Genomic DNA, 24,422 nt, shown 5'->3' on the forward strand with positions numbered 1-24,422 from the left:
GGGGGGGGTGGGGGGGGGGGGGGGGGGGCCCCCCCCGGGGGCGGCGGGGGCGGGCCGTCGCCGGGCGGGGGCCCCCCCCCCTGGGCGCCCCCCCCTCGACCACAACACGCCGACCACCTCAGCCGCGTTGTCGTACGAGAGACCTAGGCTTCGAACATGAGCTCGACACCCACGTTCACCTTCAGCGACCTGTTCGCCGGCATCGGCGGCTTCCACGCCGCGCTGCACGCCGCCGGTGGGACCTGGGCGTTCGCGAGCGAGATCGACCCCGATGCCGCCGCGGTGTACGACCACAACTGGCTGCGGCCACTCCGCGAGTCGGGCGCGCCGCTCCCGCCCGGTGTGAAGTCGTTCGGCGTGAGCGGCGACATCGTGGCGCTTACAGATCCTGAGGTACGCGTCCCGCACGCTGACGTGCTGGCCGCCGGCTTTCCGTGCCAACCGTTCTCCAAGAGCGGCTTTCAGCGCGGGATGGACGAGACCCGGGGCACGCTTTTCTGGAACATCGCGAAGATCCTCGAGGACCCGGAGCGACGCCCGTCAGTGGTGTTGCTCGAGAACGTGCGCAACCTTGCCGGCCCGCGCCACCGAGACACGACGTTCAAGACGATCGTTCGCACGCTCCGCGAGCTTGGTTACCGGACCGCGAGCGAGCCGGCAGTCTTCTCGCCGCACCTGCTGCCACGTCGGCTGGGTGGTCGGCCTCAAGTCCGGGAGCGGGTGTTCATCCTGGCGCACTACGTCGGCGTCGAGGCCGCCCAGGATCCTGCCAACTTCGACGAACCCATCGTCTCGCCCAAGTTGCTTGACCTCGACTGGCGCAAGGACCAGTGGGACCTCGAGCGCGACCTACCTCTCCAGGCCCCTGACGAGGTGCTTAAGAAGTACGAGCTCGACGGTGCCGAGGTCAAGATGATTCAGACCTGGGACCGGATCCTGACCCTAGTGGCAGATCGTCTTGGACCGGACGAGCGGCTACCTGGCTTCCCGATCTGGGCCGATGAGTGGCGTTCCCTTGAGGCGGCCAGCGACATGATCGACGTCGCGGCGGTCAAGGGCACGCCGTTCCCGGCGTGGAAGAAGAACTTCCTGCTCAAGAACGCCGAGTTCTACGACCGGCACCGCGAGGTGCTCGACAAGTTCCGCATGGAACTGGACGCCTTCCCGGCATCTCGGCGCAAGTTCGAGTGGCAGGCGGGTCCGCACCGTCCTCTCGCCGAGACGATCATGCACTTCCGCCCGTCAGGCATCCGCGCCAAGCGCCCGGACTACGTGCCCGCTTTGGTTGCCATCACTCAGACATCGATCCTGGGCGACCGCCGCCGCCTCACGCCGCGGGAGACTGCTCGCCTCCAGGGGCTCCCCGACTCGTTTGAGTTCCTCAGGACAGTGGACGGTATCGAGGAGCCTGTCGCGCAGAAGGACGCAGCGTCCTACAAGCAGATGGGCAACGGCGTGAACGTCGGTGCTGCCTACTACGTGTTCCGCGAGTACGTCCTGACGCACCGCGAGGAGATCGAGGCGTCTGCGCCGCACGTGGTTGCCGCTGTGACCTCTAGTCCGTCAAACCCCGATGACCGGCTCAGACCAAGTGACTGACGCCAGGTCTCGATAGGCTCTACATCCCAGCAGCCCTTCGGTGGTCATCGAGCGAACCGGTGTCCGGTCGATCGCCGTGATCGGGAGGCAGGCGAAAGCGCACACCGTGGATCGCCTGCCCAGCCTCGGAACTCCGAATGCTCTCGTGTGCCAGGACGCTCCATGTCGCCGTGTCGATCGCGATCAGGCGAAGGTCGAACAAGGTGTGGAGATCCGCCCGGAGGAGGAGTCCGTTCGAGGCCGTCATGCGTCCTCCAAGGGCGTGCGACACGATGTGGGCGGCCTCGAGGGTCTCCGGTATGTCCGCTCCAGAGATGGCGCACTTCCCGGAGTAGGCAGCAAGTAGGCGGCGTCGGAACGCGGGCTGACCCATCCGAAGGCGGACCTGTTGGTACACGAGGGGCGGAGGAGGAAGAGGCCCTTCAGCCGCGTGTGTCAAAGCGTCCGCGGCCATTGAGAGCTGTTCTTGAGAGCCCAGGTAGCCCGACGCGTGGAGAGCGATCCACAAGTCTCCGAACGCCTCCTTGCGAACATTGCCTCCAGCCTGCATCCCATCGACGGCGGAGCTGTGACGCTTCTGATTCCAGGTTCCGCCCGCAGCTTCAAGAATGGCCTTCATGGCGCGAATTCGCTCACGTGGATACGTGACACCGAAGAAGTCGCACATCGCGTGGAACCAGGCAACGTCGGTCGTGTCACCGGTCGAGATCCACGGGCCGCCTCGCCCTTGCACAGCAGGCAAGCCGAGCGCGTTGGTGATGTAAACCGGCCATTCCGACTTCTTCAAGGAAGGCGTGCTGCTCATGCTTCTCCTAGGCGAGGAATGGGATGCAGGTACCGGCGTTGAGGTCGGCCACGGTACGAAGCTGCAAGCAGATCCGTGGCACCTCTTGAATACCCGTGGTCCGTCAAGGGCGAAAACCGTCCCCTTCCTGGTCCCGCGGCTGCATTCGGCCTGACCGTTTCGCACCCCGGGCGCAGCTGCCGATGCTGTAGTAGGCGCGTGCCGTTCCAGCAGAGTGACCGACAGTTCTTCATCCCGGCGGGGACCACGAATGAGGCGATCGCCCGGATCTTCGGGTTGACCGGCGCCCGCTACCAGTCCCGCGGCGAGAAGCGCGCGCTAGTCGCTCTGCGCGATGCCCTCGCACTGGACGTCGACGTGGTCCGGACCAACGTGGTGATGGCGGAGCAGATCGCGCACAAGCTGGATGTCGCGTGGGCACCCGAGCTCCACACCGTCCGTAACAAGGTCACCCTCGATGGCCTGAACGTCCTCCTTGAGGGTGCGACGGAAGCATTCCAGGCGGGCGATCTCCAGAGGCTGAACCTTCAGGTCCCCCTGAACCTGGCGGGACCAGGGTGGGGGGCCTTCCAGCCGGCCGTTTCGAAGATCGAAGCGGTCACGCGAATCGCTCGCCTCACAGGGTCACCAGAGGAATGGCTCGGGCCAGGCAGCAAGGAGCACAAGTCGGTACTCATCAACCTGGCCGATCGCTTGCTGCCCACCGCTCAGCTGGACCGGTCGAGCAAGACACGGCTCGGGCGCGACATCGCAGCCGAGCTGGGCGTCCCCTGGGCCGATACCTGCTACTCCACCGGCGAGACCATCTCGCTCGAGGGTCTCAACACGATCCTCGCCGGCGCGGAGCGCAGGCTCGGACGGCTCGGTACGTCTGCTGCCGACCTCCTCGCGACGCCAGCGGCCGAGGGCGCTGCGCTCGCGGCGGCGTTGCTCGACGGCTGGAAGGCCGAAGCTTGGGACGGACGGACGTGCGTCGAGTGGCTTGCAGCAAGTGGAGCCAGAGGGGCGAACGACAACGAGTGGCAGGGCTTCTACTTCGAGGCTCGCGGACGTGAGGTCTTGTCGGCAGCCTTCCCGCCATCCGTGCACCCACCGCGGACGCGGTACGGCAACACCGTGTTCGACTACTCGCTGAACCATGTGTGGGACCTCAAGGCGCACACGGCCAGGCAGCTCGATGGGTCAGGGGCGGTCATCAAGCGCAGCGGAGCGTCGATGCTGAACGACGAGAGCGCAGTTCGACAGTGCGTCGCTGAGCAGGGACTCGGGTTCCTCGTGATGTCAGGTGACGCGCTGATGGATGACGACGGCGCGTTCGTGACCTGGCACCGGGAGTTCAAGGCGCGGCGAGGAAAGAAGGTGGCCCCGTCGAACAGCGGGCGGTCGAGGATGAGAAAGCGAGGCTTCGTCCCACTCTCGATCGAGGCTTTCTGGATCGGCAGCACGCACGCACTCGATGCAGCTGTGGCGGGTGGGAGCCTGGCCGTACGCGCGTCTGGCCGCCAGCCTCCCGCTGAGGTTGGAGGGTCCGGAGCGAGCAGGGCTGACAAGTTCCACATGAGCTTGTCGGAAGCGCGCCTCGACCTCGCGGTGTCGCGCCACGAGTGGGTCTACAAGGAGAGGCCGAGGTCAGCGACCCTCGCTCGATAGGCCTCTTCGACTAGGTCAGCAGCTGGTGCAGCCGAGACGTGCTCCCAGATCCGAAGGACGTCCCAGCCGGCCACGGCGAGCTGTCTGTTGGTGTCGGCGTCGCGCGCTTGGTTGCGTTCGATCTTCCACCGCCACCACTCGCTGTTGGCGCGTGGCTGCACGTGGTGCTCGGGGCAGCCGTGCCAGAAGCAGCCGTCGACGTAGACCGCGAGCCGCACCCGCGTAAAGGCGATGTCGATCGTCCGGCGGTTGTTGCCAGGCACCTTGATCTGGACCCGGTAGCGCATGCCCCGTCGGTGCATCTCGCGGCGCAGGTCGAGCTCGGGCTGGGTGTCACGCCTGGCCAGAGTCGACATCTTCTGGCTGAGTGCAGCGCCCGGAGGGTAGCGGCGTGGTTCGTCGTTCACAGCACCTGTCTAGTCCGTTCTCGAGACGGATGTCGGTGGTCAATGGAACCCTGACGCCAGAAGGGGGAACAAGTGCAGCACATCGACATCTCGCCGCCGATCAACGTCTACGCGACCTTCGGCCGGCTGAACTACACGCCGTGGCACGCGATCGCTGAGTTCGTGGACAACTCGACCCAGAGCTACTTCGCGGCCCGCGAGGCCGTGGGTGTGGACACCTTCCCTGAGCTGCGTGTCCACATCCGGCACCAGGGCGGGAGTCTCACCGTCCGCGATAACGCGGCTGGCATGCGAGCCGAGGACCTGGCGCGAGCACTCCGTCTGAGCACTCCGCCAGCGGACACGTCAGGACGCAGCGAGTTCGGCATGGGGCTGAAGACGGCCGCGTGCTGGTTCGGCAAGCTCTGGACGATCTCGACGACTCAGGCCGGCGAGCGGTGGCGCCACACGGTGGTGTTCGACGTCGACGCCATCGCAGACGGTGCCAGCAACACGATCGAGATGCTCCGAGAGCCCGCTCTTGAGGAGGAGCACGGCACGGTGCTGACCATCGAGCGGCTCGCGCGACCGATCGCCGGCCGCCAGGTCGACAAGACGAAGAGGCTTCTCGCCGGCATCTACCGACACGACCTGGGCCGCGGGGACGTCGTCATCACGTGGAATGGCGAATCTCTGCGCCACGAACCACCGCAGCTCATGCAGTGGGAGGTCGACGGTGTCGTGCTCGACTGCCGGGTGCCGATCGACCTCGAGGTGGAGGACCCTCACACCGGAGAGGACCACCGCGTGACCGGCTGGGTCGGCTCGCTGGCCAAGATGAGCGAGCAGGAGGCGGGGTTCGCCCTCTTCCGGCGGGGTCGGATGATCATCGGTGGTCCGGGCCACAACTGGCGGGTCAAGGACGTCGTCGGCAGTCTCAACAGCCACAGTGGGAAGCGGTTGGTCGGGGAGCTCCACATGGACGACTTCCCGGTTAACTTCACCAAGGACGGGTTCGCTTGGGACGGCGGACTTCACGACCAGCTGATCGACGCAATGAGCCAAGCGGTGGAGGAAGTTCGCCGCTTCGCGGACAACGCCAGGGTTAGCAAGGCTCAGATCGAGCCGCAGGACTTCGTGAGAGCGGTCGACGAAGTCCAGAAGGGTCTCGATCACCCGACTTATCGCGACGCCGTCAGCGGCGCCCAGACGCACAGCCAGCACGAGGTGCTGCCGATAGATGTCGGCGACTCTGCGCCGGTCCGGCGTCGCGAGGTCCCCCAAGAGCTCAAGGTCCCCCTGGGAGAGGACTACCTGAGGGCTCGGCTGGAGCTCGTCGACGGCGGTCCGCAGCAGTCCTGGCTCAGCGTGGCCGAGGACGAGGACGACCGGTTCGCCTTCGTGGTGAGCCTCAACACGGGGAACCGCTTCGTCTCCAAGCACTTGGACGACGAGACCGAGCGGACCTTGGTCGCCAAGTTCGCCCTAGCGGTCGCGTGTGCCGAGGCGCAGGCCCGCGCCGTCTTCGGCGACGAGGTCCCGCCTGACGAGCTCAGGGAGTTCCTCAACCTGACCTTGGACCACAGCGCGACGTGAACCCGCACTACGAGCGATGGAATCGGGCGCTCAGCGACCGTTTCCTCCAAGGGCGAGGCAACGAGCCGCTCTACCTGTATGTCGACGATGCCGTCCTCCAGGAGGTCGCGGGGGAGGCTGGCGCCGACTCCGGCGAGGCGGTCGACGATTTCGTCGCGGCTGTGAAGTCGACCCTGGACGACGACCAACCCTTCGCGCCATGGGAGCGACGCAGTCGTGTGCTGTCGTCGTCGGAGACGCCCACACACCTGGCCGTCCTGTGCTTCCTCGTCCTTGTCGCGGTCGAGCGGGAGGAGACGCACTTCAGCTACTACCCGGGCCTGAACCGTGCGCTGGGTCGTCCCGCTGATGGCGGAGCTCCCCCTGGATTCCACAAGCACGTGGACCTCCTGTTCACGCGGTTCAACGAGTGGCTGGAGCGGTCTGGGCACGGCTCCCCTACCGCTGCACCGACGCCGAGCTTCCCTCATGTCTCGTGGCCCCTGTCGCAGGCCGTGGTCCGCCCCGCTGACCGTGCACTGCTCGTGCGACTCTTCGCAGCGCTGGGCCTCGAGCCGCGGCAGGGCCGATCGGCCGAGTCGCTGGCCAAGACCGTGCTCCCTCGTCTCTGGACGCAGGCGGAGAGTGGCAGCAGGACGCGACTGCTCGACCTGGCGCAGCAGCATCGTGACATCTTCGAGAGCACGGTCCTCCAACTCTACTTGTCATGGGACGGCTCGCTGCGGGCGCAGTCTGGTCCCAAGTTTTCGAACGTCCGGCTCTGCCACGAGGAGACTTCAGGCGACTGGTGGTTCCTCGGCCCTGCGGTGCCGGGGACCGATGGTCACCGGTGGACGGTCGGGTCTGCCAGCGGGATGGTCCGGGCGATCAAGGGGTTCGAGGCAACACCATCCGACCTCTGGACGCTCGTCGGCAGCGGCACTGTGGGCGCGGTCGACGACGGCCCGACGCTGCGCAGCCCAGCACGCGACGTGCGTTGGTTGAGCACCGACATGAGGGCAGGTGGCTGGGCCGAGGTCGGCCAGCGCGATCATCAGGCTGACCAGCTCGCGATAGCCGAGCGGCCGGCCGCAGGAAGCCTCAGCGCCGTTCCTGGAGTCGAGTCGCGAGGCACAGCTCCCTCGGGAGCCTCGATCTTCTTCGTCGGCCGCGGGGTCGCGGTCGACGAGCCTGACGGAAGGTCGGGCCCCCTGAGACCCTCTCTGCGCGGTGGTCTGCGACTGCGCGCGGCGACCAGCTCCTTCTTGCTGAGCGAGTACGGTGCGCCAGAGATTCTCGGATGTCCAGGGGAGCGGGCGAACGTCGGCTACATCGAGCACCGCGTGGTCGAGGGCACGGTCTCGATCGACGGTCCTTCGCTCGGTCAGGGCGACCATGAGGTGCGCTGCGACGGTGGTGCTGTTCGTTTCCGTCTGGTCGACCGCCTCCTCGCCCCCGGCACACACCCTGCGGATCCGCCTTGGTACGACGATCTGCCGCCCAGCCCGCGCATCGAGGTCCCCCACCGCGCAGGAGGACCTGTGTGGGTCGTGGGCCCGGACGGGGCGCTGCAGGAGAGGGGCGTCGCCGAAGTGCGGTGGCTCCAGGACCTGGGCCTCGACGCCACCGCGGTCGACGTGACAGGCATGGTCGGCTCGACGCAGTTCACCCCTCTCTTCGTCGTGAGCTCGCCCACGCCGAGCAGGGTATGGGTGACGCCCGTGCCGCAGCGGCTGCGGCGTCCGAACCTGGGCGCCGAGCGTCGGTCCTACGACCGCTTGCGAGCCCGAAGCCTCGTGTCACGTCTCCTGACCGATGTCGGTCCCCCGGAGATCCAAGGCGATCGCGAGTGGAAGAAGGTCCTTGCTGCCGTGATGCGGGAGGTCCATCGATGAACGCCTACGACGACTTGCTGCTCTGGGCATCGGAGGTCGGATCAGGAGACATCTCGTCCTTGCAAGGGGCGGCCGCCTGGGTTGCCCCGTCACGCACACCGCGAGACGTGATCGACGACCTCGTGGCCCTCGGCCACGTGGACGTCAGCTCCGGGCGCTGGGCCGTCACTCGCACGGCGCTGACCCGTCTGTCTAACGGGGGTGGCAACGCGGTCGTGGTCGGCGCGCGCCCCCGCTGGGTCGTCGAGGCAGTTGACGGCCTCGACACGTCCGACGACCCCGTTCTCGTCAGTCTCAGCGACCACCTGATCGAGAACCTCCTCCTCGAGCAGGAGGGGCCGTCGACCTGGTACTTCTCGCTCAGCCACGACGGGCCGTGGGATGCTCTCGACCGGATCGGCATGCGCCGCGTGGACGACTTGTCGGGCCGCCTCCTGAGCCACCTGAGGTCAGCGAACCTGGGCGACTTCAGGTCGGTCCGTCCCGGCGAGACCGTCGCCAGGTTCATCGCAAGCGCGGACGGCTCCAGCGATTCGGCTTGGGAGCCGACTCGCTTCGACCGTGAGCCCGGTGGTTACGTCTACCTCCAGAACAACCAGCGCATCCATGCGCGCCGCACGACCGACGGCTGGCTGGTGATGGACCGGCGTGCCGTTGAGTGGCTCGAGTTGGGGCCGGAGCGCCCACTGCTCTGGTCTGCTCCCCGGGAGACGTCGCTCTACGTGCACGGGGGTTGGCGCCTGCCCTCTTCTGTCGAGCGCGTCCTCGTGCTGCGCACGGGCCGCCTGAGCACCGTGTCCCACCTGCCCGGCGCCGAAGGTGGCGCCGAAGTCCGCCGCTACATCAACATCCCGCACGCGGTGGCCGAGAGTGTCGCCGCCCTGCTCGACAAGGAGCTGAAGTACGCGTGAGCCCTGATCACAGCCGTCGTACGTCCTCGCCTGGCGGTCTTCGCGAAGCCCTGGCTGAGACCTACCGCACGTACTACGACACCGCCTTCGACCTTCGAGACGCGGACCTGCGGCAGCGTCGAGCGGACCTGATGGGGGCTCGCGGTGGCATCTCGCAGGAACCCCTGGTCGAGCTGCTTCCTGAGTACGTGCCGAGCGAACGGACGCTCGCCCAGGTCTGCGAGGGAGTGGGCCTGCCCGAACTCGAGCCCTTGCTGTCGACCGGCCTTCTCGCTGGGATCGAGCATCCGTACGCCCACCAGGCTGAGGCGCTGGAGGCGCACAGGCGGGGGCGCAACGTGGTCGTGACGTCCGGCACGGGCTCAGGCAAGACCGAGTCCTTCCTCATGCCGATCCTCGCCGGGCTGGTTGAGGAGTCGCGTACGTGGCCGGCGGCTGGATCCACCCGCAAATCTACGCAGTGGTTCGAGCGTCCCGACGCGCCTTTCGAGCCGCAGCGGACCGACCTCGAGGTGAGGCGGCCAGGCATCAGGGCGCTCGTCCTCTACCCGATGAACGCCTTGGTCGACGACCAGCTCGTGCGGCTCCGGCGTGCGCTCGACACGCCCGGCGCCCGGGACTGGTTCGGCGAGCATCGCCCGGGCCACCGGTTCTGGTTCGGTCGCTACACCAGCCTGACGCCGGTGAGCGGCCCGCGCCCCAACGGCAAGGGTGGCAAGACCGCCGAGCTTCGTCGTCATCTCGACCTGTTGTCTCGTCGGCACCGCAGGTTGGAGAGCCTCGTCGCTTCCGGCGAGGTGCGGGAGCAGGACGCGTACTTCCTGCCGTCCGTCACCGGCAGCGAGATGCGCTCGAGGTGGGACATGCAGCTCGCGCCCCCTGACCTCCTGATCACCAACTACAGCATGCTGAACGTCGCGCTGATGCGGGCGGACGAAGCGCCTATGTTCGAGGCGACGCGACGATGGTTGGAGTGCGACCCGTCGAACGTTTTCACGCTCGTCGTCGACGAGCTTCACCTCTACCGCGGAACTGCCGGCTCGGAGGTCGCCTACCTCGTCCGTCGACTTCGACACCGCCTTGGCCTCGACAGGCGACCAGAGCAGTTCAGGGTCGTCTCGACCACAGCTTCGATCGACTGGGACCGCGACCGCGACCGACGGTTCGTCTCTGGCTTCTTCGACAAGCCGGCGGACGATTTCACGGCTGTGACCGGGCACAGGGTTGAGCTGCCGGACTCGATGCTCCCCGCCGCCGCTGGGCAGCTGCTGCGTGCCGGCGAGGCCCCCGCGGCCCCCTACGAGGTGCGCGCTGCCGTCGAGACCCCGTTCCGTGAGGCTGGCTGGCGACCCTTGCGGCTCTCTGCCGCAGCCGCCGCACTTTTCCCGGATTCGCACGACCCGTCCTCGGACTTCGATGCCCTGGTGGAGTGGGCCGGCGCGCAGGAGCCGGCTCCTTTCAGGATGCGTGCTCACCTGCTCTTCAAGAACGTGCTGGGCTTCTGGGTGTGCAGCTCGTCCACCTGTGCAGAGGGTTCTGGCGGACTTGGCAAGATGTTCGACCAACCGCAGTTCGTCTGTGATTGCGGTGCTCGCGTGCTCGAGCTGCTCTACTGCGAGCACTGCGGCGAGGCATTCATCGGTGGTTATGCATCGACGGGAGTCTCCGGTCCGGACGCCTATCTGGTGAGCACGTCTGCCAACCTCGAGGAGCTGCCGGACGCCCCGGAGGAGCGGCGCGCTGGCTCGTCCTACCGCCTGATCTGGCCGCGGCCAGACCGCCAGCCCCTCGACGTTGCGTGGACGCGTGGCAAGCGCCAGTACATGTATGAGTGGCTGCCGGTGCGGTACGACCCATTGACCGGGCGAGCCACCGGTCGAGGTGAGCCCACGGCGTGGATGCTGGACGTCAAAGAGAAAGGGGAGGGAACGGGCGAGCGTGTCCCTGCGTTGCCGGACAACTGCCCCGCGTGCGGTCACGACTCACGGCGGGATCGCGACCTCGACTTCGAGGACTCGGGCTGGACCAACGTCGTCGTGCGCACGATGGGCACCGGTTACGAGCGGGTCACACAGGTCCTGGTCGCATCGCTCCACCGTCAGTTGTCGACCTCCTCGGTGGTGTTCTCCGATAGCAGGCAAGACGCGGCTCGCGTCAACGCCGGTCTGGAGCTCTCGCACTACCTCGACACGGTTCGTCAGCTCGTCGTGAGCGCAGCTACTGAGCGGGACCCGTTGCCAATGGTGCTCGCTCACTTCCGTGGCGAGGACGAGTCGCAGGAGGCAGCCGCTGCCGCTGCCATGGTCCAGCGCGATGCGCGCCCAGCTGCGATGCGGATCGCCCTCGGGATGGGCCAGCCAGGTGACGACCAGGTCCTGCGCGAGGCCCTGCCCTTGACCGGCCTCGTCAGCCTGCAGCAGGTCGCCGCCCGGGTGGAGCCAGAGCTGCTGCGCCTCGGGATCAACCCCGGTGGGATCGCGGTGGATGCCCAGACCAGCCGGAAGCACGAACGGTGGACCGAGATCTGGTCGTGGGACAACGACCCGCCGAGGTCCCGCCCGGACCACGAGCTGACCCCCTCGCTCCGCGAGCTTCGGCAGGAGATCAACAGACTCCTGGTCGACCAGGTGAAGCAGGTCGCTTTCGCTGGTCAGGGACGCGATCTCGAGAGCATCGGGGTTGCACGAGCAACAATCCCGGCGCTCCCACGCGACCTGGCCGGACTGGACGAGACGGTCTTCACCGAGATCCGCGACTCGTGCGTCAGGATCCTCGGGCAGCTTCGTCGTTTCACTGATGGCGACATGCGGTCGGGAGAGGATCTTCCTCCGGCGGTCGTGCGATACGTGAGGTCAGCCGCCGCGGCCTCCGCGCCCACGATCGATGCAGACAAGGTGATCGCCATGGTGAAGGAGGCCCTCGATCTCTCCGTCACCAACGGGCACCGCGTCGACCCACGCCGCGTGAGCCTGACCCCGACAGATGGCCGCACGTGGCAGTGCGAGCGATGTCGCAGGAGGCACGCGCATCGCAGCGGCGCCACCTGCACGAGCTGCAGTGGCGACCTGGTCGAGGTCAGCGGTGACGACGAGTCAGCCGACTTCTACGCCCTGCTCTCACACGAGCCGGAGATGCGACTTCATGGAGAGGAGCTGACCGGGCAGACCGATCGCTCGGAGGCACAGCGCAGGCAGGCCGCGTTCCAGCAGGTGTTCCTCGATGAGGACCAGGTGCCGGTCGCCGACGGCATCGACGTCCTCAGCGTCACCACCACCATGGAGGCCGGCGTCGACATCGGCGCCCTCAAGGCGGTGGTGCTGGCCAACATGCCGCCGCAGAGGTTCAACTACCAGCAGCGGGTGGGCAGGGCCGGGCGACGCCGAGACCACCTGGCTGTAGCACTCACGGTCTCGCGGAGCACGCGCAGCCACGACTCCCACTACTACGCGCACCCGGAGAAGATCACGGGTGACCCGCCCCCGCCGCCCTACCTCGAGCTCGAGAGCGACGACCTCGCCCTGCGTGCGCTCAACGCGGAGGTGCTCCGGCTAGCGTTCCTGCGTGTCGCGTCCAGCCACGGCGACTTCCGAGGTGGTCGCAACGTTCACGGACCGTTCGGCCGCTGTGAGGCGCTGCCGTCCGTCGCGATGACTCTGCGGGCGTCCCTTCGTGACCTCCGGGACGTTGCTCTTGCGACCGCGCAGTCCCTGGTGGGAGTGGGAGACCGCGCGAATGCGCTCGCGGACCGGTGCCAGGACGAGCTGTTCGATCAGGTGATGACTACAGCAGGGTCGACGCTGGGACACGAGGACCTCGGTCAGCGTCTCGCCGAGCACGGGGTGATGCCGATGTTTGGCTTTCCGACGCGCGAGCGAAAGCTCCACACGTCGTCGGGTTGGAGGCGGGACGCGCGTGAACCGTTGTCGCGCGACATGGACATCGCCATCTCGGAGTTCGCACCGGGGTCGGAGCTCGTCAAGGACAAGGCGCAGCACGTCGTCGTGGGGTTGGTGGACTACGACAGCCGAGGCAACACCGTGCCCAACCCCGAGGGGCCACTGGCGCGTGCCGCGATGTGTTCGTCGTGCGCGGCCGCACACCTGGACTCCTTCGGGGACTCGTGCAGCGTTTGCGGCGCCTCGGGTGACGACTTCCGGGCGATGGATGTCGCCCAACCGCTGGGCTTCCGGACCTCCTACTGGCCAAGGGACTACAACGGCCGCCGCGGTTACCGGAGCTTTGCGACTCGTCCGCGTCTGGCGGTGACTCCCGGTCTTCAGTGGCAGTCCCTGGGCAACGTCCAGTTCGCGGGCGGCAAGGCGACGCTCGTGAGCGTCAACGACAACCGCGGCCGCGGGTTCCGGTTCGCTGACTACGGCAAGTCCGCGCCGTACTCCTTCGGGGAGGGTCTCATCAGCCTCGACCTGGTGGAAAACGTCGGCGTCGCAGCGCGCGCTGGCATGAGCAAGTTGAGGGAGCTGCAGCCCCACCGCGAGCTCACGGTGAGCTTTGGATCAATCAGGACCACGGACGTCCTTCGTCTCTCCGCGGGGGAGCTTCCTGATGGAGTGCAGGCAGACGTGGTCAAGAGTCTGGCGGCGAGATCTGCATGGGTGAGCCTGGCGTTCCTCCTTCGGAACTCTGCCGCGCGCTTGCTGGACGTGGGCGTGGACGAGCTCGTCACCGAGATCTCTCCGCGCCAGCTCGACGGCAGCGTGGTCGGCGAGGTCTTTCTGGCTGACCGGCTCGAGAACGGGGCGGGGTACGCGACGTGGCTGACGCGCCACTTGGACGAGCTGCTGGCAGCGGCCACCGCGGAAACCGAACGCCACCGAGAGCATGCTGCTTCTGGGTGCGACGGCAGCTGCTACGACTGCCTTCGCGACTACTCGAACTCCGCGTACCACCCGCTTCTGGACTGGTACCTCGCGAGTGAGGCGCTCAACCTGCTCACTGGCAAGGACCTGTCGCTCGACGCGGATCCGTGGTCCGCGGCTGTGCGGTCGTACGGGAACGCCTTCGGATGGAACACCGTGAGCGAGGTTTCGGGTGCGCGGCTTCTCATGAGCAACCGCGACGGCAAGGCGATGGTTGTCGCGCACCCGCTTCTAGCTGCAGACCCGCTAGCCACTCCGGTGCGTCAGGTGCTCGTCGGTGCCGGCGTCGACTCGGCATGTCTGACGTCAGGGTACGAGATCGCACGACGTCCGGGCCTCGTCGAGAGTCGCGCGAGGTCAGGTCGTTTGCCGACAGCCGGCGTCTGATCAATCGGTAGCCGCGACCTCTTCGACTGATCGTCCTCGTCACGCACGAACGTGCGGCAAGATTTAACCGTGAGTACGGGGGACTGGTCCGACGAAGAGGTCGAGGCAACCGTCGATGTCTACTTCCAGATGCTGACGCTCGAGCTCGCCGGTGAGCCTTACGTGAAGGCTGAGTTCCATCGCGAGGTGGCGAAGTCTGTCGATCGCTCCATGGGCGCGATCTCCAAGAAGTTCAGCAACGTCTCAGCTGCACTAGATGACCTGAATGCTCTGTGGATCCCGGGCTTCAAACCGTTGGCCAATGCGCAGCAGCGGCTGAGAGATGTCGTGCGTGACCGGTTCGAACGTGACGCCGAGCTTCGCGCATTCATGCTGCAAGCGGTAACTGACCAGGACATCGTGGTTTCAGAGATAGGCGTCGAGATCGAACCGCCGGACGTCGACTTGTCAATGGACGCACGGCGCTCTGCTCGCGCCACGCGACTGGACTATGCGGCGATCGAAGCGGCCAACCGCGCGCTGGGGAAGGCCGGTGAGGATTCAGTCGTGGCGACCGAGCGAGGTCGGCTCACCCAGGGAGGTCGGAGTGATCTGGCGGCTCGAGTCAGGCACGTCTCGGTGGAAGTCGGCGATGGCCTTGGATACGACATCCAATCCTTTGTCGGGCTCACCGAAGAGCCTGCGTACATCGAGGTCAAGACCACCAAGTATGCAAAGGAACTGCCGTTCTTTGTCTCTGCGAACGAGGTAGCGGTCTCGAACGACCTCGGTCCCAGCTACCAGCTGTGGCGCGTGTTTCGCTATGGCCGCTCAGGCGCAGGGTTCTATGCAATCAGCGGCCCGTTGGAGCGAAACGCCCAGTTGAGGCCGGCCACTTTCCTCGGGGTGCCGAGATCGGCAATCAACGATTGACGCCTCCGACAGCGATGGGCTGCGACGAGTCTCGAGTATGACTTTCCGTCACGCCGGACTCGTGCTTCCTGTGGTGAGGTAATTCGTGCACGCCATCTCGAGAGCCGCTGCACCGGCAGCTCGCTGCTCTCCACGACGTGGTGTCCGACGGCGACCTCCGGTGGTCCGAGTGGCGGCCGAGTCGGCTCGACCATCCGGTGATGTCGGGAGGCGGCTCGCGGCCCGCACGAGTGACGACGGCAAGCCACGTGCGCTCGACCACCGGTTCGCCAGCCTCGAGGACATGGAGGAGGTTCGGGTAGAGCTGTCGGCCGCGCTTGCTGAGTCTGGCAGCCACGCGCGTGCGTGGGTGTGGAAAGCCGCATCCAGCCGTGGAAGCGCACTCACTGCAAGTGGCGCGGAGATCGGCTACGAGCTCCGGTTCTCGCGCTACACGCCCAAGGCCTGAGGCGGCAGGCCAGTCCCCGCAGACAGCTCCACGACGTAGGCGTCGTGGTCGGAGAGGCGCTTGCCGTCGCGCTCAGCCGGCAGACGTGTGGCCGACGTCGACCAGCCGCGAGGGACTGCGATGTGGTCGATGCTCAGCAGACCGTCGATCCTGTGTGGCAGTTGCGTGGTCGGTACCTCGAGCCTGAGCTCCTCGAGAGCCGTCAGGATCGCGCGCCGACCGCCCTGCGAGCCGGCGTACTCCTTTCCGGTCAGGGCGTGGTTCCAGTCGCCGCCCCACACGAGGGACCTGGCGGGTCGGAGGCCAAGAAGAAGGTCGTCCACTGCGTTCGCGGTCCTTTCGGCATGGCGCTCGCCGACCCAAGGGAACAGCGAGCCGCAAGCCCTCCACGGCAGGATCGAGCTGACGTACGTGGTGGCGCCGATCCGCGCTCGGGCGCTGGCGGGATGCGGGTCGGGGCTCGACGACATGGGCAGCCGGCTGGCGATGGCGGCCCAGCGGCGACGAGGTGCCATGCGCGCCTGGGTCATGTGAAGGGCGTAGCCGGGCAGGCTGGTCCTCTCGTTGACCTCGGTCAGCAGCCAGACGTCGCAGTCGGCATCGAGCATGAGCGACCGGTGCTCGTCCGACCAGCGTCCAGCGAGGTTCCAGGTTCCGATGCGCACCGGCGCATCATGGCGGATTCGCCTGCGCGGGGCGGTGTCTTTACCTAGGGTCGTGCGCCGGGGGTGGTCGACATGACTGCGGGCGAGTCCGCGTACGACGTTGCCAGGCGGCAGCGGGAGAAGGCCGAGCGGCTGCAGAAGTCGGCTGCGCTGTGGGAGCAGGGCGCCGAGGGTGAGGTCGCGGTGGCGCGAGCACTCGAGGCGCTTCCCGAGGGCTGGGTGGCTCTTCACGACCTCGCGTGGCCGGGCCGCCAGCGCGCGAACCTCGACCACGTGGTCGTCGGCCCCGGAGGCGTCTTCATCGTCGATGCGAAGAACTGGACGGGGCGCATCGAGGTGCGCGACCAAGTGCTGCTGCAGAACGGCAGGCCGCGCGAGCAGGCAGTGACTTCGGTGGTCGAAGCGGATATTGCCCTGCAGAAGGTTCTCCCAGGGGCGATCCCGTGCCGAAGCGTCCTGTGCTTCGTCGGCGAGCAGCCCCTCACAGACACGTCCTGGAACGTGCTCATCTGCTCGACGCAGAACCTCACTGACGTGCTGACGTCGCAGCCAGCCGTGCTCGGTCCGGACGACGTACGTGCGTGCGTGGACGCCGTTCGTGCCGGCACCGCCCGTCGCTCGGAGACACCGGTTCCACAGGCAGTGAGTCGTAGGTCCAAGAAGCGCCGTCGCGCTCTGGTTGAGCTGCTGGTTGGTCTCGCCGCGGTCGCGGTCTTTCTCGGTGGGTACAAGACGGTCGCGAACTGGATGGGCGAACAGCTCTCCGACGTGGTCGTGACCAACACGCCCGACAAGCCGACGCCGACCAAGGACGGGAAGCAGAACAAGCAACGCAAGGAGCGACAGGACAAGCAGCGCTAGGTGCAGCGTCAGGACCAAGTACGCCGCATAACCGTGGTGGCGGCGAACGGGTCTTCGCCTGAGACGGCAGCGACGACACCGGCGCCTTCCGGCTTCGCGGCTGCCAGCAGCCGACCCTCGCCGACCCAGGTGCGCCAGGCGGCGAGGTAGTGGCCGGCGAGGGTGGCGTTGCGGCCGAGAACCGTGGGGACCGGATGCCAGACCTCGCCCGTCGCACGGGCCGCGCGCAGCGCAGCACGCGCGCCCCGGCGCGTACGGATCGGTCTGTCGGGCAGCGACGCGGCGGTGTAGCGGGAGACGACGTAGCGCGGGGCACCGACCGGGCCGATCGCCTCGTCGAGCGCGGTCGCGAAGACCTCGGCGTCGGCCTCGGTGCCCACGAGGCGGAAGCGGTACTCGCCGCCCGGGTGCACATCGATGGCCAGCGCGGGAGAGCCGACCGAGGTCAGCCCGGCAGCGAGGAGCCCGTCCGCAACAGCAGCAGCCACTGCCTCCAGCGGCGGCGTGCCGGAGGTGAGCGCGACCTGTGCGCGGACCCACGAAGTGAGGACCGACGTGTGGTCGCGACCCGTGACCACCGCCTGGCCGAGGGTCGCCAGCGCGCCGAGGCCGCCGGCGGCCAGGAGCGCCCAGGGCCCCGCGACAGTCGCGGCGGCGGAGGCGCCGGCCGTGCCTGCGGCCAGCGCCACCGGCGTACGCCAGCTCGTGTCCGGAAGCGGGACAGAAGTGATCAGGCCCTCCGGTCCCAACCGCCAGGTCGGCGCAGCGGGGACGACGGTCACGACCTTCTCGACCGGCACGAGGGTGGGAGACGCAGCTCGGACGCGCAGCGAGGCGAGGGTGACGTCGTCGTACGGCTCGCCGACCTGCCACGCCTCGCGGATCGCGTCGCGGTCGGCGGCGGTGACGAGCATCCGGGCGTTGAGCGCGTCGAATGAGGCGACCGGGGGAGGGGCGAAGGGGGAGAAGGAGGCGTCGATGTGCGCGACGCCGTCGACGATGTCGCCGTCGGCGTCGATGCCGTGGAAGCCCTGGTGCTTGCGCACCAGCCGCACCCAGTCGTTGTCGCCCTTGGGGTGCGCCTCGGAGACGCACACGACCGTCCAGTTGGTGGCGACCTTGTCGGGCCAGCTCGGGTCGGTCCGCAGCGCCCGTCCGCGTGTCTGGACGACGGCCGTCAGCGTGGTCGCCGTGGTGAGGTCGATGAGGGTGGAGACGCTGCGGGCGTTCCAGCCCTCGCCGAGCAGGCCGCGGGTGCCGACGAGGACCTGCGTGCGGCCGGCCTCGAGGTACGCCGTGACGTGGGCGACCCACGTCCGCGAGGTCCAGCCCGAGGAGCAGGTCGCGACCGACGAGCCGCCCTCGACGCGCAGCCGCGCCGCCAGCTCGGGATCGCGGGAGGCGACGAAGGCGACCAGGTCGTGCAGCGTCGGCTCGGCAGCGGCGACGACGGACCCCGTCACCAGCGTCGGGTGGAGGACGGCGGTGCTCGGGTCGGCCAGCAGCACCTCGAGCGCCGCGAGCGCCGAGCCCGCCTCCGCGTCCTGCACCCCGTCGAGCGTCACCGGCACGGTCGCCGACGCGCGTTCGTGGTCGCACAGCACCAGCACCCGCGCGCGCTCGCCGAGGGCGGCGTGCTCGGAGGCGATGATCTGCGCAGCGGCGCCGGGCTTGGCGTACGACCGGGCGAGCACGCGGTCGACGGTGGAGCGCCCACGACGTACGCCGCGCCGCGTCCACTGGTAGCCGACCGACGGCAGTGCCGCACGCACCGTGGCCAGGACCTCCGCGTCCGCCGGATCGTCGGACTCCGCGACGTGACGCAGGAGCCAGTCGCCGAGCAGGCGGACCCAGTCGTCGGCGGTCGGAGCGTGCCGGTGCTCCTCGCGCAGGCGGGCGCCGGCGGGCAGGGCGAGCAGGCCGGCGTGGTGCATGCGGAGCGCGGCGTCGCACAGCTCGGGCTCGCGCTCGGCGAGCGCCGCCCACGTGACGGTCGCGGGGACGGGCTCGACGAAGCGAGCGGTGAGCCAGGCGTAGAAGCCGACGGTGCCGAAGCCCGGCGTGGTGAGCAGCGTGGTGAGCTCCGTGAACCGGACCGCCTCCGTGGTGAGCCAGTCCTCCTCGGTCGGCGTCGGCGTGGTCAGCCAGACGAGCTCGTCGAACGGCGCGAGGTGTCCCTCCTTCACCACCGCCGGCACCGAGACGCGATAGCGGATCGTCCCGAAGAGACGGTCCACGAGGGCGCGCTGCTCGCCGACGAGGCTCTCGGGCGGGGTCGCGGTGAGCGCCAGGACGTGGGCGCGGTCGACGGCCTCGAGCAGCTCGGCGAGCAGCCGCCCCCACACCTCCAGCAGGTGGTGGCACTCGTCGAGCACCAGCACCAGCCGCGGCTGCGACCGGATCCGCTCGAACAGGGCGACGCCGTTGGGGTGCAGCCGGTCGACGACCGACTGCACCGAGTCGTCGTCGTCCGCGGCCTCGGAGTCGAAGACGGCGAGGGACTGGTACGTCAGGCAGGTCAGGGTGCTGGTCAGCGCCTTGTCGTCGCTCGCGTCGAGGCCCGTCGCCCGCGCCTCGGCGATCCACTGGGACTGGATGGCGGTGTTGGGGGCGAGCACGACGGCGCGGGTGTCGGGGTGCTCCCGGACCTCGGCGGCGACGGCCTCGATCCCGACGCGGGTCTTGCCTGCGCCGGGTGGCAGCACCACCCACGCGCGCGGCTGGGCGTCATCCCGCCACGCGTCCGCAAGGGCCTCGAGCGCCTCGCGCTGGTGGATGCGCAGGGGTGCTACGACGGACGCGTCCGGGTCGGGCACCGTCGCTTCCTCCTGGTCGGCTCGGGGGAGTCACCTGGCGAGCCGCCGTGCGCCGCAGGTGTGTCGGCATGGTGTCACGGCCAGGTGCGTCGATGACGTACGCGTTGCACAGCAGGGGCAGGACCGGCAGCCCCAACTGGTGGACCGGGTGCTCCGCGGGTTCTCCACAGATCGCCACAAAGGTCTGGTTGCGCAACCCAGCGGTGGCGTTGAGTGGCGTACATGCCTCGATCACGCCACCGCCGCAAGGGACGCAACCGACGGACGACCCGGGCTCCGGAGCCGGCCGCCCGGATGAGCCGTAGTCGACGAGACGACGTCCTCGAAGCCAACCTCCCATGGCTGAGGCGGATGCTGGCAGTCGACGCAGCGGAAGCCCAAGGCAACGCCACTCGCGCACTGGAACTCATCGAGGACATGCCCGTGGGCCCGGACGGGCGTCCGTGGTGGCGACCCGAGCGCGTCCGTCGCCTGCGGCAGATCGTCACCCTCGGCGACGACGCACCGGAGTGGGTGTTCCGGCGCTGGGTGGTGGCGCAAGCCGCGCAGGCGAGACTGGGTCGCCCGCGGGAGGCGCGTGACGTCGCCGTCCGCACGCGGGGCGGTGGCAGTACCCTCTGGGGCGTCGACCAGGACGACGCGATGTCGAAGGTCATCGACCACGACTGGGTCTACCGCCAGCTGGTCCTGCACGAGCACGGAGGCCTGGCCGCCTTCGTCGATGGCGCCGCAACCCCCGCGCTGCTCGGCCTCGCGGGCGACATGAGGCCTTGGATCGGCGTCCCCATGGGTGGGTTCGAGTTCATGGCTGAGACGAGCGATCGCATCGTGTGGCGCGACCTCGCGGGCACGCAGACCATCGAGACGCTCAACCTCGGAGGAGCCACCATGCTCGCGATCGGTGAGGCGGTGCTCGGGCGGTTGGTCAGTGCGAGCGACGTGCACCTGTTCGACAGCGCACCGCTGTGCGTCCCGATCGACGTGGCGCGTGACGTCGCGGCGAGCCCGTCCACGTGGGTGGACCTCCTGGGCCAGGCATGCCGCGGCGTGCACGCCGAGATGCTGTCCCTCCTGATCGCGAGGATGCACCACTTCGACCTGCTCTTCGATCTTCCTGCCACGCTCCGCCGCCATCTCATCGAGCCGCCGGATGCCGAGCTGCGATCCGACCAGGTCGGAGTCGGCGGAAACGGAGTGGAGTACGACGTCGCGCTCGTGCTCGCGGCGATGTCCGGGGAGCTGCAGCCGGACGACGTCCAGTGCACGTGCGGTGAGTGCGACGACCCTCGTCCGGTCGGGTCGCTCGTCGCGGCTGCGTTGATGGAGCCGGAGACGCTCGACGCCCTCCCACCGCTCCTCGTGACGTCTGACTCTTCGGCTCTGCGGGCCCTCGAGCAGACGCTGGTGACGCCAGCCGACGTGGTGTGCCGACGGATCCGCGAGGGGTTCGATGTCGCAGCGTGACTGGGTATGATTGCGGTATGACCGCGAAGATCGCCGTGAGCCTGCCCGACCACCTGGTGGCCGAAGCACGCGCGGCTGTCGCGGAGGGGCGGGCCACGTCCGTGTCCGCCTACGTGGCCGAGGCGATGTCGGAGAAGGCGAGGCGTCGCACCCTCGCCGAGGTCCTCGACGAGATGGACGCCGAGCTCGGCGCACCGGGACCCGAGGCTCGGGCCCAAGCCGTCCGAGTGCTCGACGCCCTCGCTCGCGGATGAGCGGGATCAGCCTCGACGCAGGTGCGTTGATCGCCATCGAGCGCGGCGACGCCGACGTACGGGCGCTGCTGCGGGAAGCGGTCGAGCGCCGACTGGAGGTGCACGTGGTGCCTGAGGTCGTGGCCCAGGTGTGGCGGGGTGGCTCACGGCAGGCTCGGCTCGCCGCGGTGCTGTCTGCGCGTGGGGTCGACACGCCCGACTACGACCTGCTCGCCGCTCGCGAGGTGGGGCGGCTGTGCGGCGCCACCGGTCGGTCGGACGTCGTCGACGCGCACGTCGTGTGGCACGCCAGGAGCCGCGGTCATCTGGTGGTGACCTCCGATCCGGACGACCTGGCTGTTCTTGATCCCACGCTTCCGCTCGTACGCGTGTGAAGGTCGGGTTTCGATACGCCGCTCGTTCCTCGCGGCTACTCGACCACCGGAGATTTCCTCGCGGCTACTCCACCACCTGGAGACGGGAGCGACGGAGCGCGGCGCGGGCGAGCTGACGGAGCTCCTCGGGCACGGATCGTCGGCTCAACGGACTGTCGTGGATGACGCGCAAGGCGTTCCAGGTGGGGCGGGCGTACTCGAGCACGTCCCATTCCAGCGGTGGCACGTTTCCTTCGCTCGCCCAGCCGGCCGACCACAGGAGATCGCTCCCCCAACGGCGGATGAGGTCCGGCGGTTGTTCGCCGGAAGCCACGGCGAGCAGTGCGATGGCTCCGGCGTGGTTCTGAACCGGCGTACGCCCGAGCGGGAGGGATGCCACGAGGTGGTGCCACATACCCTCGGGATCGCCGGTCAGCCGACGCCCGGCCGCTGTCGGCAACAGCTCGCCCTTCCGCTTGCGCAGGAGGCCGAGGTCCATCGCCGTCGAGCGCAGCAGCTTGACCGGCGGGAAGTTCTGCTCGCGGTTGCCCTTGCCCATCCAGGGTTCGTGCAGGTCGAGGTCGGTCGCCAAACGGCTGACCACGGCGGGCGGCAACCACCCGGCCGAGGTCAGCGCGAGGCCGTCACCCACGACGTCCAGCAGGTGCAACCACGGATGCATCAGTCGCCGTCGAGTGGCGGGACCAGGGATCTCCAGGTGGTCGAGCTCAGCGGCCGCGATCGTCCTCGCCAGGAGCTTGGGCTCGCGGCGACTCTGGTCGACCAGCTCGGCCAGCATGTCGGAGAACCCGCTGCCGATTGCACGCAGCGAGGCGGCCATGCCTGCACTGCCTGCCATGCTCGTCAGGGTGAGCCGGAGCAGTCCATCGGTCTCCTCGACCGAGAACGCCTCCTGGTCCCAGTCACCCGCCCATGCCAGCAGGTCGCGCTCGGCGGCCGTGCGGGGTCCGTGGGTCATGGCTTCGACGAGGCGGGCATAGCCGCCCGGGCCGCCGCAGTCCTCGGGCGGGCACGCCCGGGCTCCGGCCAGCAGACGAGCGCGCGGCAGCGAGTCGTCGTACGCCAGCACCTCCTCGAGGCGGATCGCGTGCTCCCAGCCGTCGCCGAAGTCGTAGGCGTAGTAGAACTCGTCACCGACCTCCTGCAGCACCTGGTCGACCCGGACGTCACGTTCGTTGACGCCCTCGTCGCCCTCTTCCTCGTCGAAGTCGGTGAGGATCGGGGGCACGCGGCGGTCGCGCGAGGCGAGGAAGTTGTGGAGGTGCGAGTCGGTCCAGCCCATCGCGGTCTGCAGGATCTCGTGGAGCTCGGCGAGGTCGAGGTCGCCGGCCACGTCCAGGCGCCGCCAGATCGGCGGCTCGACCTCGTCGAGTGCGATGCGCACCCGAAGCCGGTGGACGGAGGGTGGGGGTGGGGGCAGCGTGAGGGGCACGGGTCAGCGGCTCCAGCTCCGGTGGAGTGCGCGCGGGAGGCCCCACACGCCGCGGTCCGTGAAGCACGCGACGTCGTCGAGCACGCCGAGGTCCTGCCACGCGGGCGTCAGGACGAGGAACGCCGTCGACAGCACCTGCCGGGTGCCCTCACGGTCCTCGATCTCGCCCTCCACGTCGTCCAGGCCGTCGATGTCGTCCAGCACGCGCGACGCGTCGAGCGTCGAGCCGGGGCCGCGGGCGAGGGTGCCGAGGGCGAGTCCCAGCCAGTCGGCGTGCTGGAGTGCCATCACCGAGGAGAAGAGCTCGGGGTCGATGTCGGGCTCGTCGGCCGGGTCGAATGTCTCCACGAGGGCGTCGAGCCACCGCGACTCGTCGTCGCCGATGGGATCAGTCAGCCCCGGAACGCGCTCCTCGAGGTAGTCGGCCGCCGCTCGGTCGACCGCCCGCCACTCCGCGAGCAGGGCTTCGTCCTCCTCGTCGGAGAAGACCCAGTCATCGTCCATGGAGCGACTGTAGAAGACGGCGGGCGGCGTGCTGGCTGATCAGTCGACGAGGTCGCGGGGTGCGAAGGTGGTCGTGAACGGCCGCTCGGCAGGGAAGAACTCGCCGCCAGCAACCGCGGCCACCTCGACGTACGAGCCGTCGCGCAGCTCCCACGCGGTGATGGCTGGTGCGTCCGGGTCGACGACCCAGTAGGACTGACAGCCCGCCGCCTCGTAGCGGGCGCGCTTGAGGTTGAGGTCGACCAGGCGCGTGGACGGCGAGAGCACCTCGACGGCGAGGAGTGGCGCGGCGGGAAGATTGCGCTGCGTCAGGTCGCCCACGCGGCAGACGAGCACATCGGGCTGGAGGACGGTGTCGTCAGCCAGGCGTACGTCGAAGGGTGCCGCGAGCACCTCGAGACCTTCGGAAGGGGCCGCGTCCAGCAGCATCCTCACGAGCCGGACCACGGCGCGCTGGTGCCGCCACGACGGCGCCGGCGTCACGATGAGCGTGCCGTCGATGAGCTCGTAGCGGTGGCCGTCATCGGGGATGGCGGCGAGGTCGTCCGCGGTCAGCGGCCGGCTCTGAGGCAGGACGGTCACGGTCACAAGGGTGCCGCATCCGTGC

Annotated in this window: 18 protein-coding genes; 11 read left to right on the top strand and 7 right to left on the bottom strand. The window is 68.6% G+C overall.

All coding sequences use genetic code 11. The features are described 5' to 3' along the window. Positions 1–156 precede the first annotated feature (156 nt). Positions 157–1,599, top strand: a complete 1,443-nt coding sequence (dcm, locus tag ACE3QY_RS17350; protein ID WP_374457299.1) for a DNA (cytosine-5-)-methyltransferase — start codon at positions 157–159, stop codon at positions 1,597–1,599. Positions 1,600–1,618: 19 nt separating this feature from the next. Here dcm and ACE3QY_RS17355 read toward each other — a convergent pair whose 3' ends face one another. Continuing rightward, complete coding sequence (locus tag ACE3QY_RS17355) at positions 1,619–2,404, bottom strand: HNH endonuclease (protein ID WP_374457300.1); 786 nt, start codon at positions 2,402–2,404, stop codon at positions 1,619–1,621. 198 nt (positions 2,405–2,602) lie between these two features. Here ACE3QY_RS17355 and ACE3QY_RS17360 point away from each other — a divergent pair, with 198 nt between their 5' ends. Next, the gene (locus ACE3QY_RS17360) at positions 2,603–4,054 is read left to right on the top strand and encodes a hypothetical protein (RefSeq protein ID WP_374457301.1); all 1,452 of its coding nucleotides are present in this window, start codon (positions 2,603–2,605) and stop codon (positions 4,052–4,054) included. Here ACE3QY_RS17360 and ACE3QY_RS17365 read toward each other — a convergent pair. Continuing rightward, positions 4,015–4,461 (bottom strand): very short patch repair endonuclease, encoded by a 447-nt coding sequence (locus tag ACE3QY_RS17365; RefSeq protein WP_374457302.1) that lies wholly within the window; start codon positions 4,459–4,461, stop codon positions 4,015–4,017. The two genes, ACE3QY_RS17360 and ACE3QY_RS17365, sit on opposite strands and share 40 nt — an antisense overlap. A 72-nt stretch (positions 4,462–4,533) precedes the next feature. On the opposite strand from ACE3QY_RS17365, the gene ACE3QY_RS17370 reads away from it, so the two are divergent. The 5 genes from ACE3QY_RS17370 (at position 4,534) to ACE3QY_RS17390 (ending at position 14,997) form a co-directional block, all read left to right on the top strand. Next, on the top strand, positions 4,534–6,036 hold the full coding sequence (locus tag ACE3QY_RS17370; RefSeq protein WP_374457303.1) for an ATP-binding protein: 1,503 nt from the start codon (positions 4,534–4,536) through the stop codon (positions 6,034–6,036). Then, on the top strand, positions 6,033–7,910 hold the full coding sequence (locus tag ACE3QY_RS17375; RefSeq protein ID WP_374457304.1) for a hypothetical protein: 1,878 nt from the start codon (positions 6,033–6,035) through the stop codon (positions 7,908–7,910). Before ACE3QY_RS17370 ends, ACE3QY_RS17375 begins: the two co-directional genes overlap by 4 nt. Then, positions 7,907–8,821, top strand: a complete 915-nt coding sequence (locus ACE3QY_RS17380) for a hypothetical protein (RefSeq protein WP_374457305.1) — start codon at positions 7,907–7,909, stop codon at positions 8,819–8,821. Before ACE3QY_RS17375 ends, ACE3QY_RS17380 begins: the two co-directional genes overlap by 4 nt. Then, a complete protein-coding gene (locus ACE3QY_RS17385; protein ID WP_374457306.1) occupies positions 8,818–14,085 on the top strand; it encodes a DEAD/DEAH box helicase in 5,268 nt (1,755 codons plus the stop codon). The genes ACE3QY_RS17380 and ACE3QY_RS17385 overlap by 4 nt, the downstream gene beginning before the upstream one ends. A 69-nt stretch (positions 14,086–14,154) precedes the next feature. Then, on the top strand, positions 14,155–14,997 hold the full coding sequence (locus ACE3QY_RS17390) for a DUF3883 domain-containing protein (RefSeq protein WP_374457307.1): 843 nt from the start codon (positions 14,155–14,157) through the stop codon (positions 14,995–14,997). 429 nt (positions 14,998–15,426) lie between these two features. Here ACE3QY_RS17390 and ACE3QY_RS17395 read toward each other — a convergent pair whose 3' ends face one another. Further along, positions 15,427–16,110, bottom strand: coding sequence for an endonuclease/exonuclease/phosphatase family protein (locus ACE3QY_RS17395; RefSeq protein WP_374457308.1), 684 nt, complete (start codon positions 16,108–16,110; stop codon positions 15,427–15,429). A 72-nt stretch (positions 16,111–16,182) separates the two neighbouring features. Here ACE3QY_RS17395 and ACE3QY_RS17400 point away from each other — a divergent pair, with 72 nt between their 5' ends. After that, positions 16,183–16,971, top strand: coding sequence for a nuclease-related domain-containing protein (locus ACE3QY_RS17400; RefSeq protein WP_374457309.1), 789 nt, complete (start codon positions 16,183–16,185; stop codon positions 16,969–16,971). 8 nt (positions 16,972–16,979) lie between these two features. Here ACE3QY_RS17400 and ACE3QY_RS17405 read toward each other — a convergent pair whose 3' ends face one another. Continuing rightward, positions 16,980–19,787 (bottom strand): DEAD/DEAH box helicase family protein, encoded by a 2,808-nt coding sequence (locus tag ACE3QY_RS17405; RefSeq protein ID WP_374457310.1) that lies wholly within the window; start codon positions 19,785–19,787, stop codon positions 16,980–16,982. Positions 19,788–20,210: 423 nt separating this feature from the next. On the opposite strand from ACE3QY_RS17405, the gene ACE3QY_RS17410 reads away from it, so the two are divergent. Genes ACE3QY_RS17410 through ACE3QY_RS17420 form a run of 3 tightly spaced genes read left to right on the top strand, consistent with a single transcriptional unit; the run spans position 20,211 to position 21,879 of the window. Next, positions 20,211–21,251 carry a hypothetical protein gene (locus tag ACE3QY_RS17410; protein ID WP_374457311.1) on the top strand — a complete coding sequence of 347 codons (1,041 nt, stop codon included), beginning with the start codon at positions 20,211–20,213 and terminating at the stop codon, positions 21,249–21,251. Between the two features lie 17 nt (positions 21,252–21,268). Then, a complete protein-coding gene (locus ACE3QY_RS17415) occupies positions 21,269–21,505 on the top strand; it encodes a hypothetical protein (RefSeq protein WP_374457312.1) in 237 nt (78 codons plus the stop codon). Beyond that, entirely contained in the window at positions 21,502–21,879 is a 378-nt protein-coding gene (locus tag ACE3QY_RS17420; RefSeq protein WP_374457313.1) for a PIN domain nuclease, read from the top strand. The genes ACE3QY_RS17415 and ACE3QY_RS17420 overlap by 4 nt, the downstream gene beginning before the upstream one ends. 64 nt (positions 21,880–21,943) lie before the next feature. On the opposite strand, the gene ACE3QY_RS17425 is transcribed toward ACE3QY_RS17420, so the two are convergent. From ACE3QY_RS17425 to ACE3QY_RS17435, 3 genes are read right to left on the bottom strand one after another with little or no spacing between them, the layout of a single operon-like run. After that, positions 21,944–23,263, bottom strand: a complete 1,320-nt coding sequence (locus ACE3QY_RS17425) for a plasmid pRiA4b ORF-3 family protein (RefSeq protein WP_374457314.1) — start codon at positions 23,261–23,263, stop codon at positions 21,944–21,946. Between the two features lie 51 nt (positions 23,264–23,314). Further along, a complete protein-coding gene (locus ACE3QY_RS17430; protein WP_374457315.1) occupies positions 23,315–23,815 on the bottom strand; it encodes a hypothetical protein in 501 nt (166 codons plus the stop codon). A 39-nt stretch (positions 23,816–23,854) separates the two neighbouring features. Then, a complete protein-coding gene (locus ACE3QY_RS17435) occupies positions 23,855–24,397 on the bottom strand; it encodes a Uma2 family endonuclease (protein WP_374457316.1) in 543 nt (180 codons plus the stop codon). Positions 24,398–24,422: the final 25 nt, after the last annotated feature.

This window comes from Nocardioides sp. (assembly GCF_041913365.1).
Lineage (GTDB): Bacteria > Actinomycetota > Actinomycetes > Propionibacteriales > Nocardioidaceae > Nocardioides.

Excerpts from the sequence above, each read along its gene's own strand:
- dcm (WP_374457299.1), top strand. The coding sequence starts at position 157 with ATGAGCTCGACACCCACGTTCACCTTCAGCGACCTGTTCGCCGGCATC.
- ACE3QY_RS17380 (WP_374457305.1), top strand. The coding sequence starts at position 7,907 with ATGAACGCCTACGACGACTTGCTGCTCTGGGCATCGGAGGTCGGATCA.
- ACE3QY_RS17420 (WP_374457313.1), top strand. The coding sequence starts at position 21,502 with ATGAGCGGGATCAGCCTCGACGCAGGTGCGTTGATCGCCATCGAGCGC.
- ACE3QY_RS17400 (WP_374457309.1), top strand. The coding sequence starts at position 16,183 with ATGACTGCGGGCGAGTCCGCGTACGACGTTGCCAGGCGGCAGCGGGAG.
- ACE3QY_RS17355 (WP_374457300.1), bottom strand. The coding sequence starts at position 2,404 with ATGAGCAGCACGCCTTCCTTGAAGAAGTCGGAATGGCCGGTTTACATC.
- ACE3QY_RS17430 (WP_374457315.1), bottom strand. The coding sequence starts at position 23,815 with ATGGACGATGACTGGGTCTTCTCCGACGAGGAGGACGAAGCCCTGCTC.
- ACE3QY_RS17415 (WP_374457312.1), top strand. The coding sequence starts at position 21,269 with ATGACCGCGAAGATCGCCGTGAGCCTGCCCGACCACCTGGTGGCCGAA.